The following is a 16,078-nucleotide window of genomic DNA, read 5'->3' as shown; positions in this document are numbered from 1 at the left end:
TCTCGTATCTCGTATCTCGTTTCTTTTACTTATGATTCGAAAAGTTATCGCCTTTCGCCAGTCGGTCGTAAAGCACAACATTCACTGATGCCGCTAGATTCATACAGCCGTTGGTCGGAACGTAAATCGTCTCACGACAGAAATCTGTGATTTCTTTCTTTAGCGTGCCATCTTCTGGGCCAAAAATGTAAAACGCACGTGGTGGGTGCTTGTAATCAGGTAGAGGCTTAGCACCTTCAATCAGATCAACAGCAACCGGCACGCAGCCTACTGGAATAATATCTTTCAGCTCTTCAACACCAATCAAAGGCAGGGCTAAGTGCTTTTCTTTGGTATCGGTATGGAATTTTCGCGCATGGTCGTAGCGTGTGCCAGTGTAAAACACAGAGTTGGCGCCGTAGCAGCCAGCTGCTCGCATCACTGAGCCTACGTTTTCTGGCGTCTTTGGGTTAACTAGGCCAATGCAGGCATAGCCTTTTGATTGTGTGTCTGTTTTTGCTTTGGTCATAATCAGTGAATCTAACGTTGATGATGAAAGTGATGAATCACGATGTAAAATAGCGTGATAAAAATAGCCGAGCAATGGGCTCGGCTAACTTTTCACTCGCTTACATGAATACTTGTTTACTCATGCAGATGAGCGTCAACAGCGGTATTAGTCGCGTTTCCACAGCATGTGACAGAACTTATGTTCTGGATCACGGCTGATTAACATGCGAGCAAATACGTCGTCTAGAACGTCATCAGCTTCATTCACAAGACCAATGCGCACTTCAGCGTAGATCTCTTTGTCGACTTCAAAGCCAACATGTTCAACCCAATCATCGCCAGTTTCAACAAGCTCTGCTGCGCCACGATCTTCAAACTGAGCAGTGAAAAGAATCACGTCTGCAGGCTCTAGGTTGTCAGGTGCCATCTCTAGGAAGATGTCGTATGCAGTGTCAATTGCGTCGTCATAAGACATTAGGTCGTTAGCTTCGGTCATAATAAGTATCTTAGCTTGCGCGGTTCATGTATTTACGTTCAGCAGTGTTTACTACTACTTTGTCGCCAGTCGCGATGTATTCAGGTACTTGAATAGTAAGACCTGTAGAAAGACGAGCAGGCTTAGTACGAGCAGACGCTGATGCACCTTTGATTGAAGGATCAGTCTCTTCGATAACTAGTTCAACAGATGTTGGTAGCTCAAGCGTTGCAGCGTTGCCGTCGATAAGGATCGCGTACATGCCTTGAGTTTCTTCGTTGATGAACAGTAGTTCGTCTTCGATAGTCTCACCGTTGAAGATGAATTGTGTGTAATCTTCGTTGTCCATGAAGATGTACTCGTTGCCATCAACGTAAGAGAACATTACTGCACGCTTAGTTACGTCAATAGTTTCAACAATTTCGTCAGCCTTGTGGCGAACTTCAGTTTTAACGCCAGTTGCTACATCGTTACCACGGAAGCGGTAAATCTTTTGGCCGCCACGGCCGCCTGGTGTTGTTACTTCGATATCTTTAACGATCACTGTTTTGCTTTCTACTGTGATAGCAAAACCTTTTTTAATTTCACTTGCTCTAGGCATTTTGTGTTTGTCCTTAGTGGGTCTATCCGCTGATTATATCTCGGAGATGCTATAAATAGGAATAGCTTGAATCATAAAGTCACCTAGGCGATCATAGAGTTATAGTTAAATCATTATTTTATTTACCGAAACGACCTATGCAGCTACCCGTTATTGACCCAACACAGCCTTTTCAACCTGAATTTCAACCTGTGGTTAACGATCTGATTACCTTTCTAAAAGGTGGGTTAGGATCTAATCTGCACAGTATTTATATTTATGGCAGTGTGGCTCGTAAGCAAGCCGTCTTCGGTCGCTCCAATCTAGATGTGGTTGTGGTGACCCATCGACCGTTTCCTGACCAACGAACCACTTTGTTGAACACCATCAAATGGCGTTTCCAAAAGAGCTTCCCGCAGGTAACTCAAGTGGCGATAAAAACTACCTTAGTGAGTGAGATAGTCGATTTCGACAATATCTTCACTTGGGGTTTTATGCTCAAGCATTTAGCCGTGTGTGTGCATGGTGAAGACTTATCAGACTGCTATGGTGATTTTGAAACAAGTTGGGAAATCGCTAAGCACTGGAATATGGATGCGGAAAACTGGTTGGCGGTGTATCGCAACAAGATCGCACGAGCGACAACGCCAGAACAACAAGTCGCTGCGCAGGTGATTATTGCCAAGAAGCTTCTACGGGCGAGTTACTCACTGGTGATGTACCGCGATAAATATTGGTACGATGATCCTGTTGAATGTGGCCAACAGTTCTTGAAGTATCACCCAGATCGAGAAGTCGAAATCCAAAGGTTGGGCATTTTACTTTCTGGTCGACCAATCCCTAAACGTTCGGTGATCGGTATTCTTGATGGCTTTGGTGAGTGGTTGATTAAGCAGTATCAGAAAACCGAGTTCAGAATCGGATAGAGATTTATAACCGATCCATTGATACTAAAAAGCAGAGTGTGCTGAAGAACATATCTCTGCTTTTTTCGTTTTAAGAGCATATTGAATATAGTGCTAGAACAAACCCAACTGCTGCCCAGTAACTCTTTCAAAGTCTAAACCGATGAAGGGCAGTATTGCCTCTGCGACCGGTTTAATCTGCTTGTCGATATAGTGCTGATAATCGATACCACTCTTTAAATACTCCTTGGGCTCAGGGCCACTCAGAGTAATCAAATACTCAATGCGTCCTTTATTTTGGTATTGAAGAGGGCGCCCTAACTGAGCATTGATCTCATCGGCCATACGAGCTGCGCGAACCTGCGGCGGAATGTTCTTTTGGTATTCATGTAATTTGCGGCGTAAGCGCTTTTGATACACCAATAAATCATCATGTTTGCCAGCAGAGGTTTCATCAACAAACTGTCTGACGTAGTCGGTTGGATCTTGATCGTGAAACACCATCTCATACAAGGTTTGTTGGAATTGCTGTGCGAGAGGTGTCCAATCGGTGCGTGCACTCTCAAGCCCTTTAAATATGATCTTTTCTTTATCGCCTTGAGTGATTAATCCGGCATAACGTTTCTTCGAGCCGGTTTCTGAACCTCTAATGGTCGGCATTAGAAACTTGCGATAGTGAGTCTCGTATTCCAATTCGAGTATTGAGGTTAGGTTGTGGGTCTCTTTTAAGTGATTCGTCCACCAATCGTTGATGTAAGCGACCAGTGTGTTCCCGATCTCGTCTGCTTTTTGCTGATCATAACTGCCGTTCAGAGACACGAAGGTTGAATCGGTATCGCCGTAAATCACTTGATAGCCTTTGTCTTCGATCAGAACCTTGGTTTGCTTCATGATCTCATGTCCACGCATGGTAATTGAAGACGCTAACCGGGTATCGAAGAAACGACAACCAGACGAACCTAACACACCATAGAATGAGTTCATGATGATCTTAATCGCCTGAGAGAACGCTTTCTCGTTGTTCTTCTTCGCCACATCACGTGCAGCCCAAAGGTTTTCGATCATCTCGGGCAGAAAGTGCTTTGAACGGTGGAATTGACCGCCTCTAAAACCCTCGACCGCTTGGTTTTCTTCAGGGCCTAGTTCCAGCTTCAATCCTTCGATTAACCCCATAGGGTCAATCAGGAACGAGCGGATGATTGATGGGTATAGGCTCTTGAAGTCGAGCACCAATACAGAGTCGTACAGGTTGGGAATTGAATCCATCACATAACCACCGGGGCTAGCAATCCAGTTCTCAGGCTCTAAGTTAGGCGCGACATAACCCGCTCTGTGTATCTGTGGTAGGTACAAATTAGTAAAAGCAGCAACAGAACCGCCAACACGATCAAGCTCGACACCAGTCAGTCGCGAACGCTCAATCGCAAAATCGAGTAGGTGGGTATGTTCGAAGATTCGGTTTACCAACACACAGTCTTGAAGGTTGTACTTAGCGAGTGAAGGCTTATCGAACTTAAACATCCGGTTAATCTCATCCATGCGGTCATGAACGTTGTGGATGTCTTTGCCTTCACCGAGTAGCTCTTGAGATACCGATTCAAGAGACCAAGAGCGGAAGTGGTAGGTCGCTGTCTTGAGCATGTCGATGCCATCCAACACAACGCGGCCTGGGATAGTGATAAAGCCTTGCTGGTTTTGTGCAGAACTACGGAAAAAGCTTGGTTGATTGTCTCTACCGATGCTGAGCTTCACTTCGTTCCATTCTGAACGTTTGTGCAGCAGCCTAAAATCGAAATCAATGACATTCCAACCGATGATGATGTCTGGGTCAAACTCGGAGAACCACGCAATCATAGCTTCAAGCAGCGCTTTCTCATTAGGAACCCATTGGACGTTTGTGTCAGCCTCTTGTGGTTCGCCGACCATGATGACTCTGCTGTCCATCGGGCTGTCTAAGCCAATGGAATAAAGCACACCTTTTTCTGAGCATTCAATATCAAGCGAAACCACAGATAAACTCGGTAAGTATTCGCCCGTTCTGCATTTTGCATTGGAGACTCTAAGGTGCTGACTTTTTTGCACGGCAGTCCCAGTGAACTCAATGCTGCCTTTGATAAAGCGTTCCATCAGATATCGATCGGCGAGTCGAATATCGCTTTCAAAGGTCTGGATTTCTTCGCTGTGAAAGGCTTGTGCTAAACCAAAGCTACTTCTCGACAATGAGGTGTAACATGCGGCGAGAGGTGTTTGCTCGAATGTGGCTAATTCTAGAGGCTTAAATTGGCAATCGATCGACTCTTTCGCTGCGATTGCCTGACATGCCTCAACGTCAGATTGAGCGACAAAAAATACCGGTTTTTCATTTTGAATCGTCAGCAGAGTAGGGCCTTGAGGGGTGCTTAACCACAAGTCGATTTGTGTGCGCCTTGAAAAATCTCTTGCTTGTCTTGTGAGTACAAAGCCTTGCTGAATATCCAATGTAGTAACCTATTGAAATGGGGAATCGAATACTACCATCTAGCGACCCTCTGCGCACAAAAGGCAGTAAAAATACTAACTAAATTCTAGTTAGTAGAGGCAAATAACGGGACTCTATAAGCAAATAAGTGAAATTGTCGCGAATGGTTATTCAATGGTATTGAAAATATCTTTATCTTATGTAATTTTATTGGGTGTTGTTTTAACTGGTTGATTTTTAGAAAAAGCTTGTTGTTTTAGTTAGCTTATTTGTTAATAAGTACTTGCTAAAGTTCGTGTTTCAGCACATATTCAACAGAGCTTTTTTTTAGTAATTAAGTTAAGATGTACTCAATGCTGCGATCCACTGTTCCTTTGTTCAATTGTTTCAAACAGATGAAATGACACAGTGGTTGCAGAGCCAATTAATAGTGTGGAGATACAAGTTTGATAAATGTTTTCCTTGTAGATGATCACGAGCTGGTTCGCACAGGGATACGACGTATTATTGAAGACGTCCGTGGAATGAACGTAGCAGGGGAAGCTGAAAGCGGTGAAGATGCTGCAAAATGGTGTCGTACTAACAATACTGACGTTATTTTGATGGATATGAATATGCCTGGTATTGGTGGCTTAGAAGCAACCAAGAAGATCTTGCGTTTCAACCCTGATGTTAAAATCATCGTTTTAACTGTTCATACGGAAAATCCGTTTCCAACTAAAGTGATGCAAGCTGGAGCTGCTGGTTACCTTACTAAAGGGGCAGGTCCGGATGAAATGGTAAATGCAATTCGAGTGGTTAATAGTGGCCAACGATACATTTCACCAGAAATTGCGCAGCAGATGGCTTTGAGCCAATTCTCGCCTGCGTCTGAAAATCCATTCGCAGACTTATCTGAACGTGAACTTCAAATCATGATGATGATTACCAAAGGTCAGAAAGTGACGGATATTTCAGAACAACTCAATCTAAGTCCTAAAACAGTCAACAGTTACCGCTACCGCTTGTTCAGTAAGCTGGATATCAGTGGCGATGTAGAGCTGACGCATTTAGCGATTAGACATGGAATGTTAGACACTGAGACCCTTTAACACTGAGATCGTATAGTGACCAACTTGTTTGACTCAGTCTCATTCCTCAAAACAGTAACAGAGCAGCCCGGCGTTTATCGAATGTATAACGCCGAGGCTGCCGTTATTTACGTCGGTAAAGCTAAGAACCTCAAAAAACGCCTTTCCAGTTATTTCCGTAAAAAAGTCGACAGTGAAAAAACACGCGCTCTAGTTAGTAATATTGACAAGATCGATGTCACTGTAACGCACACGGAAACAGAAGCGCTCATTCTTGAGCACAACTACATCAAGCAGTACTTGCCTAAATACAACGTACTTTTGCGTGATGATAAGTCGTACCCTTATATTTTTATTAGCGGTCACAAGCATCCTCGTTTGTCGATGCACCGTGGTGCTAAGAAGAAAAAGGGCGAATACTTTGGTCCTTACCCTGATTCCGGCGCTGTGCGTGAGACGCTACACCTAATCCAAAAGATTTTCCCTGCCCGCCAGTGTGAAGATACGGTTTATGCCAATAGAACGCGCCCGTGTTTGATGTATCAGATTGGTCGTTGTGCTGCGCCATGTGTTAGCTCAATCATCTCTGATGAAGAGTACAGTGAACTTATCGACTACGTTCGTCTGTTCCTGCAAGGGAAAGACAAATTAGTCCTTGAGACGCTCATCGACAAAATGGACAAGGCAAGCCGTGAGCTTCGTTTTGAACAAGCTGCCGCTTTCCGTGATCAAATCCAAGCGATTCGACGTGTGCAAGAACAACAATACGTATCTGACGATTCAATGGAAGATATGGACGTGTTGGGATTTGCTCAAGAGAATGGCGTAGCGTGTATTCATATCTTGATGATTCGCCAAGGCAAGGTTTTAGGCAGTAGAAGCCATTTCCCTAAAATTCCCAACAATACGGTGCGAGAAGAGGTCTTTTCGAGCTTTTTAAGCCAATACTATCTTGCGCATAGTGAAGCGAGAACCATCCCAACCCGTTTGATTCTCAATGCCGATTTGATGGAAGATGTCACACCGATTCAAGAAGCCTTGTGTGAAGTAGCGGGTCGTAAGATTCACTTCAATACCAACCCTTCAGGTACTCGAGGTCGTTACCTTAAATTGTCTAATACCAATGCATTGACGGCTATTACCACCAAGATTAATCACAAGATGACGATTAATCAGCGCTTCAAAGAGCTCCAAGAAGTGCTGTCGATGGATGCTATCAAGCGCATGGAATGTTTTGATATCAGTCATACCATGGGTGAAAGCACGATTGCGTCGTGTGTGGTGTTCAATCAAGAAGGCCCGGTTAAACCAGAGTACCGTCGTTACAACATCACCGGCATAACAGGTGGCGATGATTATGCAGCGATGGCTCAGGCGCTTGAGAGACGTTATTCGAAGCAACTCGATGTCGACAAGATCCCAGACATCATCTTTATCGATGGTGGTAAAGGTCAGCTAAACCGCGCTCATGAGATCATTTCTCAATATTGGGGTGATTGGCCGTTTAGACCAAGAATGATGGGTATTGCGAAAGGCGTGACGCGTAAACCGGGTTTAGAAACTTTGGTAACCCTTGAAGGTGAAGAGTTTAATTTACCTAGCGATGCACCAGCGCTGCATCTTATCCAGCACATTCGTGATGAGAGCCATAATCATGCGATTGCAGGGCACAGGGCGAAACGTGGTAAAACGCGCAGAACCAGTGCTTTGGAAGGAATTGAAGGGGTAGGACCTAAACGTCGTCAAGCTTTGCTGAAATATATGGGTGGCTTACAAGAACTTAAGCGTGCAACTGTCGAAGAAATAGCCAAAGTGCCGGGCATTAGTCATTCTTTGGCAGAAAACATTTATCAAGCATTGAAACAATAGTAAAAATCCCGCACCATTAAAGCGCAATTAATAAGAGCCCAATAATATGCGTTTGAATATACCTAACATTTTGTCCTTACTGAGACTATTTTTGATCCCAGTATTCGTTGTCGTTTTCTATCTACCTTATCAATGGGCTCCTTTCGCTGCTGCGATGGTGTTTTGGGTAGCCGGTTTCACTGATTGGCTAGATGGCATGCTAGCTCGTAAGTTAGGGCAAACGTCTCGCTTCGGTGCCTTCATTGACCCTGTGGCTGACAAAGTGTTGGTCGCTACGGCTCTTATCCTGATTACAGAGCATTACCACTCTATTTGGATAACTATTCCAGCCGTGACCATGATTGCTCGTGAGATCATCATTTCAGCGCTTCGTGAATGGATGGCTGAAATCGGTAAACGCGCAAGTGTTGCGGTATCTTGGGTTGGTAAAGTCAAAACGGTTTCTCAGATGTTCGCTCTTTGGGTACTTATCTGGAGATACGACGACTGGATGGTGTGGGTAGGTTACATTGCACTGTATGTCGCCACCGTTCTTACTTATTGGTCAATGGCACAATACTTGATGGCTGCCAAAGACGATTTGTTAGACGAAAAACATCATTGATGAAGAAGCGAGCTGAGGCTCGCTTTTTTGATCTTTAACCTAAGGTTAAGTTATCAATAGTGGATATCTAATGTGATATAGATCTCCTTTGAATAACCCGCTCACAGTGCGTTTTGAACATAAAGTCAGCTATTTGGCCTGTTTCGTATGAAATCTATTCAAACGAATTAAAAATACAAAAATAATATTGACTCAATCGTCTGAATCCGTAGAATGCATCCCGTACCCAAGAGGATGGCGATGAGCGATTCGGTTGGAGTTACTAAGGCGCCTTGGCAGAGTGGCTATGCAGCGGATTGCAAATCCGTGGACCTCGGTTCGACTCCGGGAGGCGCCTCCATTCTCTCTTTCTTCTAGAAAGAATTTGAATGAAAATGCGATACTAGCTCAGTTGGTAGAGCGCAACCTTGCCAAGGTTGAGGTCATCGGTTCGAACCCGATGTATCGCTCCAAATTTTGTAATGTTGATTGGCGTCAGCATTAAGATGGTGTTTTACTTTTCAGTAATCGGCATCGCAATAAAGAATTGCGTGCCCTGGTGGTGGAATTGGTAGACACAAGGGATTTAAAATCCCTCGGCGTTCGCGCTGTGCCGGTTCAAGTCCGGCCCGGGGCACCATCTATTAAAGTCTTTATCTCGATAAAGCAAATGCGATACTAGCTCAGTTGGTAGAGCGCAACCTTGCCAAGGTTGAGGTCATCGGTTCGAACCCGATGTATCGCTCCAAATTAAGAAGCCCGAACAGAAATGTTCGGGCTTTTTGGTTTCTGACGTTTAGCTTTTACGTTTAAGAACTCTTCTTGTTCGAATCCGCACTCAACATTCATTTCTATCTCTGTTTCAAATGTTGCAATCAAGTTAGTTTTTAAAAGCGAGATTCCCTATGAACTTGTTCCTCGTGCTAGGGAATGACGGAAAGACGCCATGACCTAAAAGCTTCTCTAGCAACGTTTATAACCCCACGTCGTCATCCTCGGGTATGAGGAACGAATGAACCGGGGAGCTCTTGCCGCTTGCTGATTAACTTCAGTTTAATCTATTGCATCAGATAGTTTCTGAATAAAACAATACATCGACATGTTGTAAGGGACTCCCAATGAACTCATTCTTCAGGCTAAGGAATGACGGAAAGGCGCCACAGCCTCAAAGCCATCACTAACACCGCCTGTACACCCACGTCGTCATCCTCGGGTGTGAGGAACGAATGAACCGGGGATCTCTTGCCGCTTGCTGATTAACTTCAGTTTAATCTATTGCATCAGATAGTTTCTTGAATAAAGCAATACAATGACATGTTGTAAGGGGTTCTCTATGAATTCATACCTCGCTCTAGGGAGTGACGCCATGACCTAAAAGCTTCTCTAGCAACGTTTATAACCCCACGTCGTCATCCTCGGGTATGAGGAACGAATGAACCGGGGATCTCTTTTCCAAACGATAGTGTGACGATATTTACAGCAATTGCTTAGCCACCGCTGCTATTTATCAAGCTATTACTAAAAACTATTGATCGTTCATTTCACTTTATGTTACTTTCCCGCGCAATCTCGGAATGAAAATGTTCAAGAAGAGCAACGATTGCTTCTGGGGGATACGCGTAGTGACCATTCTTGCTGATTGGGACATTACGTAGGGTAGGTATTGGCTAGTCCTTTAGCTGATAGACGGGATACTTATGGCGCAGTTCGTCATGTTAATGGGAAACCCAACATTGAACACACTAATTACAACATTGCTAATCAGCTCTGCATTTCCAAAGGGACCAGCTCCTCATAGCTGCCCGATCCTGCAAAAATGTCCAATTCTTCAAAACAGTAGCATTACTGAACCTTGAGCTCACGCTAACAATTTATCGCTGTCTTAAGACGGCTTAATTTCGTATTCGTCATTTGACTTATGCGAGCGTACAGCTATATCTCATTTCTAGACAATACGTGTACTTCACTATGAACTCTCTCCAAATTTAACGAGAGTTGGTGGGTAATTGCGTCTGATGGAGGTGAGTATGAACACATTCAAGGGGACTTTTATGACTACCGCCTTTGAAGTCGATATCAATACTATCGCAAATTCATTTTCAACTATGGTTCCTATCTTAGAGGGAACGTACGACCTAACACCTGACGCTATTTTGCTAGAGCAAGAACAGCATGAGTCGGATGTTCGCTCTTACCCAAGACGCCTGCCTATTGCTATTAAACGAGCATGTGGCGCTTTAGTTGAAGATACTCGTGGCCAACTCTTTCTCGATTGCTTAGCCGGTGCAGGTACACTTTCTCTGGGTTACAACCACCCTGAGATTAACCAAGCACTTAAAGACCAACTCGATTCTGGTTTGCCATACCAAACACTTGATATCACGACTCAAGCAAAAGAGACGTTTATCAAGCGAGTTAAAGCTTTTCTTCCTCAAGAATTTTCAAATAACTCGGTTCTTCAATTCTGTGGCCCATCTGGCGCTGACGCTGTGGAAGCGGCGATCAAGCTCGCCAAGCAAACCACAGGTCGCAACACCATGTTTGCTTTCCGTGGTGCTTACCATGGTATGACGAACGGCACCATGGGTATGATGGGTAACCTCGGCACTAAAGAGCGTCGTAGCGGCTTGATGTCTGATGTGCACTTCATGCCTTTCCCATACAACCTACGCTGCCCGTTTGGTATTGGTGGTGAAGCGGGTGCTAACGCGAGCATTCGTTACATCGAACGTATGTTGAATGATGACGAGTCTGGCATCATGAAACCGGCGGCGATGATCGTTGAGCCTGTGCAAGGTGAGGGCGGTGTGATTCCTGCTCCAGCATCTTGGTTACAAGGCCTACGTCGCATCTGTGATGAGCACGGCATCCTACTGATTTTTGATGAGATTCAGTGTGGTGTGGGCAAAACTGGCCATCGATTTGCGTTTGAAGAGTCTGGCGTTAACCCAGATATCTTATGTTTGTCTAAAGCGATTGGTGGCGGACTGCCTATGTCGCTGCTTGTGTTCGATAAGAGCATTGATACATGGAAAGCGGGTGAGCACACCGGTACATTCCGTGGTAACCAATTAGCAATGGTCTCTGGCGCTAAGGCGTTGGAGATCATCGAACGAGATGGCTTAGTTGAGCACGCGAACATCGCAGGCCAATATTTACGTCACGGGCTTGAGAAGATTCAATCACGCGTTAGCTGTATTGCTGAAGTTCGTGGTAAAGGCCTGATGCTCGGTGCTGAGATCAAACAACCAAATGGTGAGCTTAACAAGTTTGGCGAACCACAATCAGACGGCGAACTAACCCTAGCGATTCAACGAGCAGCGTTAGAGCGTGGCTTGATGGTTGAAAAGGGTGGTCGTGATGGCTCGGTAATTCGTTTCCTTCCGCCAATGATTATCTCTTTTGAGCAGATTGACTTTGCACTCCGCGTAATGGAAGAAGCGATCATCGCAGCTGGTGGTGGCTTACAACAAGACCCAACTTCAAGCGAACAAGCAAACCAAGAATGGAACAAGCATTTCATCCATACAGGTTTAGGCGGTAGCGACGAATTTGCTAACGTGATGAACCAAACCACTCAAGCGATGAAAGCGGTTTTTGAACAGGTTGAAACCCCTTATTCGGGTTTAGATCCAAAAGTGCTAGAAGCAGCTATCAATGCTGTCGACCTCGATAACAATCAACATGCTTTGGTTGATGTTGTCGATAGCACTGCAGACCTTGTCGCTGCAAACTCCATCTTCGTGCAACACCCAGACTGTATTGCACACCTTCACACTCCACCTCTTATGGCTTCTGTCGCTGCGGAATCGATTATCGCGGCGTTGAACCAATCAATGGATTCATGGGACCAAGCATCGGCTGCGACTTATGTTGAGCAGCGCGTTGTGGATTGGATGTGTGACAAATACCAACTTGGCGCACAAGCTGACGGTGTTTTCACTAGCGGTGGCACGCAAAGTAACCTAATGGGTTTATTGCTTGCGAGAGACTGGGTCGCGGATAAGCACAATGGTCATTCTATCCAAAAGCTAGGCTTACCAGAATACGCGAGCAAGCTGCGTATCTTATGTTCAAAGAAATCTCACTTCACGGTTCAGAAGTCAGCCTCTCTACTAGGGCTAGGCGAAGCGGCAGTGTGCTGTGTTGACACCAATGCAAACGGCACTATCAAACCTGACTTGCTAGACGCAGAAGTGAAAGCGCTTAAAGCACAAGGGTTGATTCCTTTTGCTGTTGTCGGTACTGCGGGTACGACCGATCACGGTGCTATTGATAACCTTGAAGCGATTGCTGACATCGCCAACCAACAAGATCTTTGGTTCCATGTCGACAGTGCTTACGGTGGCGCGCTTATCTTAAGTAGCCATAAAGCTCGCCTGAAAGGCATCGAGAAAGCGGATTCAGTTAGCGTTGATTTCCACAAGTTGTTCTTCCAAACAATCAGCTGTGGTGCTGTGTTGCTGAAAGACAAAGCGAACTTTAAGTTCCTACTGCATCACGCAGACTACTTGAATCGCGAGCACGATGAGCTGCCAAATCTTGTCGATAAGTCTATTGCGACCACCAAGCGTTTTGATGCATTGAAAGTCTTCATGACGATGCAAAGCGTTGGGCCAAAGCAGTTGGGTGATATGTACGATCATCTCCTAGAGCAGACGCTTCAAGTTGCAGACCTGATTCAGAAGCATGACGATTTTGAACTGCTTGCTGAGCCGTCACTGTCTACTGTGCTGTTCCGATCGGTGCCTCGCAATGGGCAATCAGCAAACGGTGAGCTAGATTTAGACAAACTGAATCAAACGTTAAGACTGGAAGCTTTGACTCGTGGTGTTGCCGTGCTTGGCGAAACGGTCGTGGATGGTAAGAGTGCGCTTAAATTCACTATCTTGAATCCGTGCCTAAAGACATCAGATTTCAAATCTCTAATTAACAAAATTCAAACTCTAGCCACTGAGCTAGCAGAACAACAAGGGTAATTAATACTATGGCTATTCTACAAATTGGTGCAGGCGGCGTTGGTTGGGTTGTTGCACACAAAGCAGCACAAAATAACGAAGTACTGGGTGATATCACAATCGCTTCTCGCACAATCGCGAAGTGTGAAAAAATCATCGAATCTATCAAGGGCAAAAACAACCTTAAAGATTCAACTAAGAAACTAGAAGCACGTTCAGTAGACGCTGATGATGTTGATGCGCTTGTTGCTTTGATTAAAGAAGTTCAGCCGGATCTAGTGATCAACGCTGGTCCTCCTTGGGTAAACATGGCAATCATGGAAGCATGTTACCAATCTAAAGTTTCTTATTTAGATACATCGGTAGCGGTTGACCTATGTTCTGAAGGCCAACAAGTACCACAAGCTTACGATTGGCAGTGGGGCTACCGTGAGAAGTTCGCTGAAGCAGGCATCACAGGTATTCTTGGTGCTGGTTTCGATCCAGGTGTGGTATCAATCTTTGCTGCATACGCGGTTAAGCACTTGTTCGATGAGATTGACTCAATTGATGTAATGGATGTGAATGCTGGTGACCACGGCAAGAAGTTTGCGACAAACTTTGACCCAGAAACCAACATGCTTGAGATCCAAGGCGATTCTTTCTACTGGGAAAATGAAGAGTGGAAACAAGTACCTTGTCACTCTCGTATGCTTGAGTTTGAATTCCCGAACTGTGGTTCTCACAAAGTTTACTCAATGGCGCACGATGAAGTTCGTTCAATGAAAGAGTTCATCCCAGCTAAGCGTATCGAATTTTGGATGGGCTTTGGTGATGCATACTTGAACTACTTCAACTGCATGCGTGATATCGGTCTTCTTAGCCCAGATCCGCTAACACTGCACGATGGTACTGTGGTTCAGCCTCTGCATGTTCTTAAAGCACTACTACCGGATCCAACATCTCTAGCTCCGGGTTACACTGGTTTAACGTGTATCGGTACTTGGGTTCAAGGTAAGAAAGATGGTAAAGAGCGTAGCGTATTCATCTACAATAACGCAGACCACGAAGTGGCTTACGAAGACGTAGAGCACCAAGCGATCTCTTACACAACTGGTGTTCCAGCGATTACCGCTGCACTTCAGTTCTTCCGTGGCGAATGGGCTGATAAAGGCGTGTTCAACATGGAACAGTTAAATCCAGATCCGTTCCTAGCAACTATGCCGGAAATTGGTCTAGATTGGCATGTTCAAGAGCTTGAAGCAGGCCAAGGTCTTCCAGTGATTCATGAGCTGAAAAAATAAGAACTGATTTCTTGTTTTGATTGCTAATTAAAGGGGACATGGATTGTTCCCTTTTCGATGATGATAGCCTTGAAGCTTTGGTATCATTTATTTTGATTTTGTAACTCACTGCGCTCGGACAGGACAAAATCAAAATAAATCACACCAAAATTGTTAATTTACCTTTCCATCTATAGATGCTGCTTGAGTGTTTACAAAAATGACGTTTAAGAAAGAAGAACTAAAAACCCCATATTTCATGATCAACGAAGACAAGTTGATTGCGAACTTAGAAAAAGCCAAGCAACTGAAAGAGATTTCAGGTGTGAAATTGGTACTTGCGCTTAAGTGCTTCTCGACTTGGGGCGTGTTTGACATCATCAAACCGTACCTAGACGGTACTACTAGTTCTGGCCCTTATGAAGTGAAATTAGGTCACGAAACTTTTGGCGGTGAAACTCATGCTTACAGTGTGGGCTACAGTGAAGATGACGTGAGAGAGGTTGCTGACATCTGCGACAAGATGATCTTCAATTCTCAAAGCCAACTTGCTGCTTACCGTCATATTGTTGAAGGTAAAGCTTCACTGGGTTTACGTTTAAATCCGGGCGTGAGCTACGCAGGGCAAGACTTGGCGAATCCAGCACGTCAATTCTCGCGTTTGGGCGTGCAAGCTGACCACATCAAACCAGAAATTTTCGATGAGATTAATGGTGTGATGTTCCACATGAACTGTGAGAACAAAGACGTCGATGCGTTTATCGGCCTGCTTGATTCAATCTCAGAACAGTTTGGTGAGCACTTAGATAAGTTGGACTGGGTGAGCATGGGCGGAGGTGTGTTCTTCACATGGCCTGGCTATGACATCGAAAAACTCGGTCTTGCGCTGAAAGCCTTCTCTGAAAAGCACGGTGTGCAGATGTATCTTGAGCCGGGTGAAGCGATCATCACTAAAACAACCGACCTAGTTGTGACAGTGGTCGATATTGTTGAGAACGTGAAGAAAACAGCGATTGTGGATTCAGCGACTGAGGCGCACCGCCTTGACACGCTTATCTACAATGAGCCCGCATCAGTATTGGAAGCATCAGAAACAGGCAGCCATGACTACGTGATTGGTTCGTGTTCATGTCTTGCGGGCGATCAGTTCTGCGAAGCGAGCTTTGATGAGCCACTTAAGATTGGTCAAAAGCTGCATCTGTTAGACAGCGCGGGTTACACAATGGTGAAATTGAACTGGTTCAATGGCCTTAAAATGCCTTCAATCTACTGTGAACGTAGCAGTGGTGAAGTTCAGAAGCTAAATGAATTCGGCTATGAAGACTTCAAACGCTCATTATCACAATGGTCAGTTAAGTAACTGAATCACAAATTCAGAGCAATACAAAGAGCAGCTAATGAGCTGCTCTTTTTTGTTCTTTAATTTTGT

11 protein-coding genes and 4 tRNA genes are annotated in these 16,078 nt (G+C 44.8%); 11 read left to right on the top strand and 4 right to left on the bottom strand.

The window, feature by feature from the left end:
- Positions 1-25: 25 nt before the first annotated feature.
- The 3 genes from AB4263_RS05235 to yeiP all read right to left on the bottom strand — a co-directional run bounded on the left by AB4263_RS05235 (position 26) and on the right by yeiP (position 1,565).
- The gene (locus AB4263_RS05235) at positions 26-508 is read right to left on the bottom strand and encodes an RNA methyltransferase (protein WP_017061495.1); all 483 of its coding nucleotides are present in this window, start codon (positions 506-508) and stop codon (positions 26-28) included.
- A gap of 147 nt (positions 509-655) precedes the next feature.
- Positions 656-985, bottom strand: a complete 330-nt coding sequence (locus AB4263_RS05230; RefSeq protein ID WP_004741258.1) for an HI1450 family dsDNA-mimic protein — start codon at positions 983-985, stop codon at positions 656-658.
- A 10-nt stretch (positions 986-995) separates the two neighbouring features.
- Positions 996-1,565 carry an elongation factor P-like protein YeiP gene (yeiP, locus tag AB4263_RS05225; protein WP_017055115.1) on the bottom strand — a complete coding sequence of 190 codons (570 nt, stop codon included), beginning with the start codon at positions 1,563-1,565 and terminating at the stop codon, positions 996-998.
- 137 nt (positions 1,566-1,702) lie between these two features.
- On the opposite strand from yeiP, the gene AB4263_RS05220 reads away from it, so the two are divergent.
- The gene (locus AB4263_RS05220; protein ID WP_017061494.1) at positions 1,703-2,470 is read left to right on the top strand and encodes a hypothetical protein; all 768 of its coding nucleotides are present in this window, start codon (positions 1,703-1,705) and stop codon (positions 2,468-2,470) included.
- A gap of 93 nt (positions 2,471-2,563) precedes the next feature.
- On the opposite strand, the gene AB4263_RS05215 is transcribed toward AB4263_RS05220, so the two are convergent.
- Entirely contained in the window at positions 2,564-4,927 is a 2,364-nt protein-coding gene (locus AB4263_RS05215) for a DNA polymerase II (protein WP_372097795.1), read from the bottom strand.
- A 426-nt stretch (positions 4,928-5,353) separates the two neighbouring features.
- On the opposite strand from AB4263_RS05215, the gene uvrY reads away from it, so the two are divergent.
- The 10 genes from uvrY to nspC all read left to right on the top strand — a co-directional run bounded on the left by uvrY (position 5,354) and on the right by nspC (position 16,009).
- Positions 5,354-5,998, top strand: a complete 645-nt coding sequence (uvrY, locus tag AB4263_RS05210; RefSeq protein ID WP_004729778.1) for a UvrY/SirA/GacA family response regulator transcription factor — start codon at positions 5,354-5,356, stop codon at positions 5,996-5,998.
- Positions 5,999-6,013: 15 nt separating this feature from the next.
- Positions 6,014-7,846, top strand: coding sequence for an excinuclease ABC subunit UvrC (uvrC, locus tag AB4263_RS05205; RefSeq protein WP_029235668.1), 1,833 nt, complete (start codon positions 6,014-6,016; stop codon positions 7,844-7,846).
- A 46-nt stretch (positions 7,847-7,892) separates the two neighbouring features.
- Positions 7,893-8,450: a CDP-diacylglycerol--glycerol-3-phosphate 3-phosphatidyltransferase gene (gene pgsA, locus AB4263_RS05200; RefSeq protein WP_017061490.1), complete on the top strand. Its 558-nt coding sequence runs from the start codon at positions 7,893-7,895 to the stop codon at positions 8,448-8,450.
- Between the two features lie 266 nt (positions 8,451-8,716).
- Positions 8,717-8,790, top strand: a tRNA-Cys gene (locus tag AB4263_RS05195).
- Positions 8,791-8,826: 36 nt separating this feature from the next.
- Positions 8,827-8,902 (top strand) — tRNA-Gly (locus AB4263_RS05190).
- Positions 8,903-8,982: 80 nt separating this feature from the next.
- A tRNA-Leu gene (locus AB4263_RS05185) sits at positions 8,983-9,069 on the top strand.
- Between the two features lie 32 nt (positions 9,070-9,101).
- Positions 9,102-9,177: transfer RNA gene (locus AB4263_RS05180), tRNA-Gly, on the top strand.
- A gap of 1,279 nt (positions 9,178-10,456) precedes the next feature.
- A complete protein-coding gene (locus AB4263_RS05175) occupies positions 10,457-13,408 on the top strand; it encodes a pyridoxal phosphate-dependent class III aminotransferase (protein ID WP_372097793.1) in 2,952 nt (983 codons plus the stop codon).
- 8 nt (positions 13,409-13,416) lie between these two features.
- Complete coding sequence (locus tag AB4263_RS05170; protein ID WP_017061002.1) at positions 13,417-14,670, top strand: carboxynorspermidine synthase; 1,254 nt, start codon at positions 13,417-13,419, stop codon at positions 14,668-14,670.
- Between the two features lie 199 nt (positions 14,671-14,869).
- Positions 14,870-16,009: a carboxynorspermidine decarboxylase gene (nspC, locus tag AB4263_RS05165; protein ID WP_017063550.1), complete on the top strand. Its 1,140-nt coding sequence runs from the start codon at positions 14,870-14,872 to the stop codon at positions 16,007-16,009.
- Positions 16,010-16,078 lie beyond the last annotated feature (69 nt).

The sequence above is a fragment of the Vibrio sp. 10N.261.55.C5 genome (assembly GCF_041470505.1).
Classification (GTDB): Bacteria; Pseudomonadota; Gammaproteobacteria; order Enterobacterales; family Vibrionaceae; genus Vibrio; species Vibrio crassostreae_C.
The sequence above is the reverse complement of the archived record's forward strand: the minus strand, read 5'-3'. Positions and strand labels throughout refer to the sequence as shown.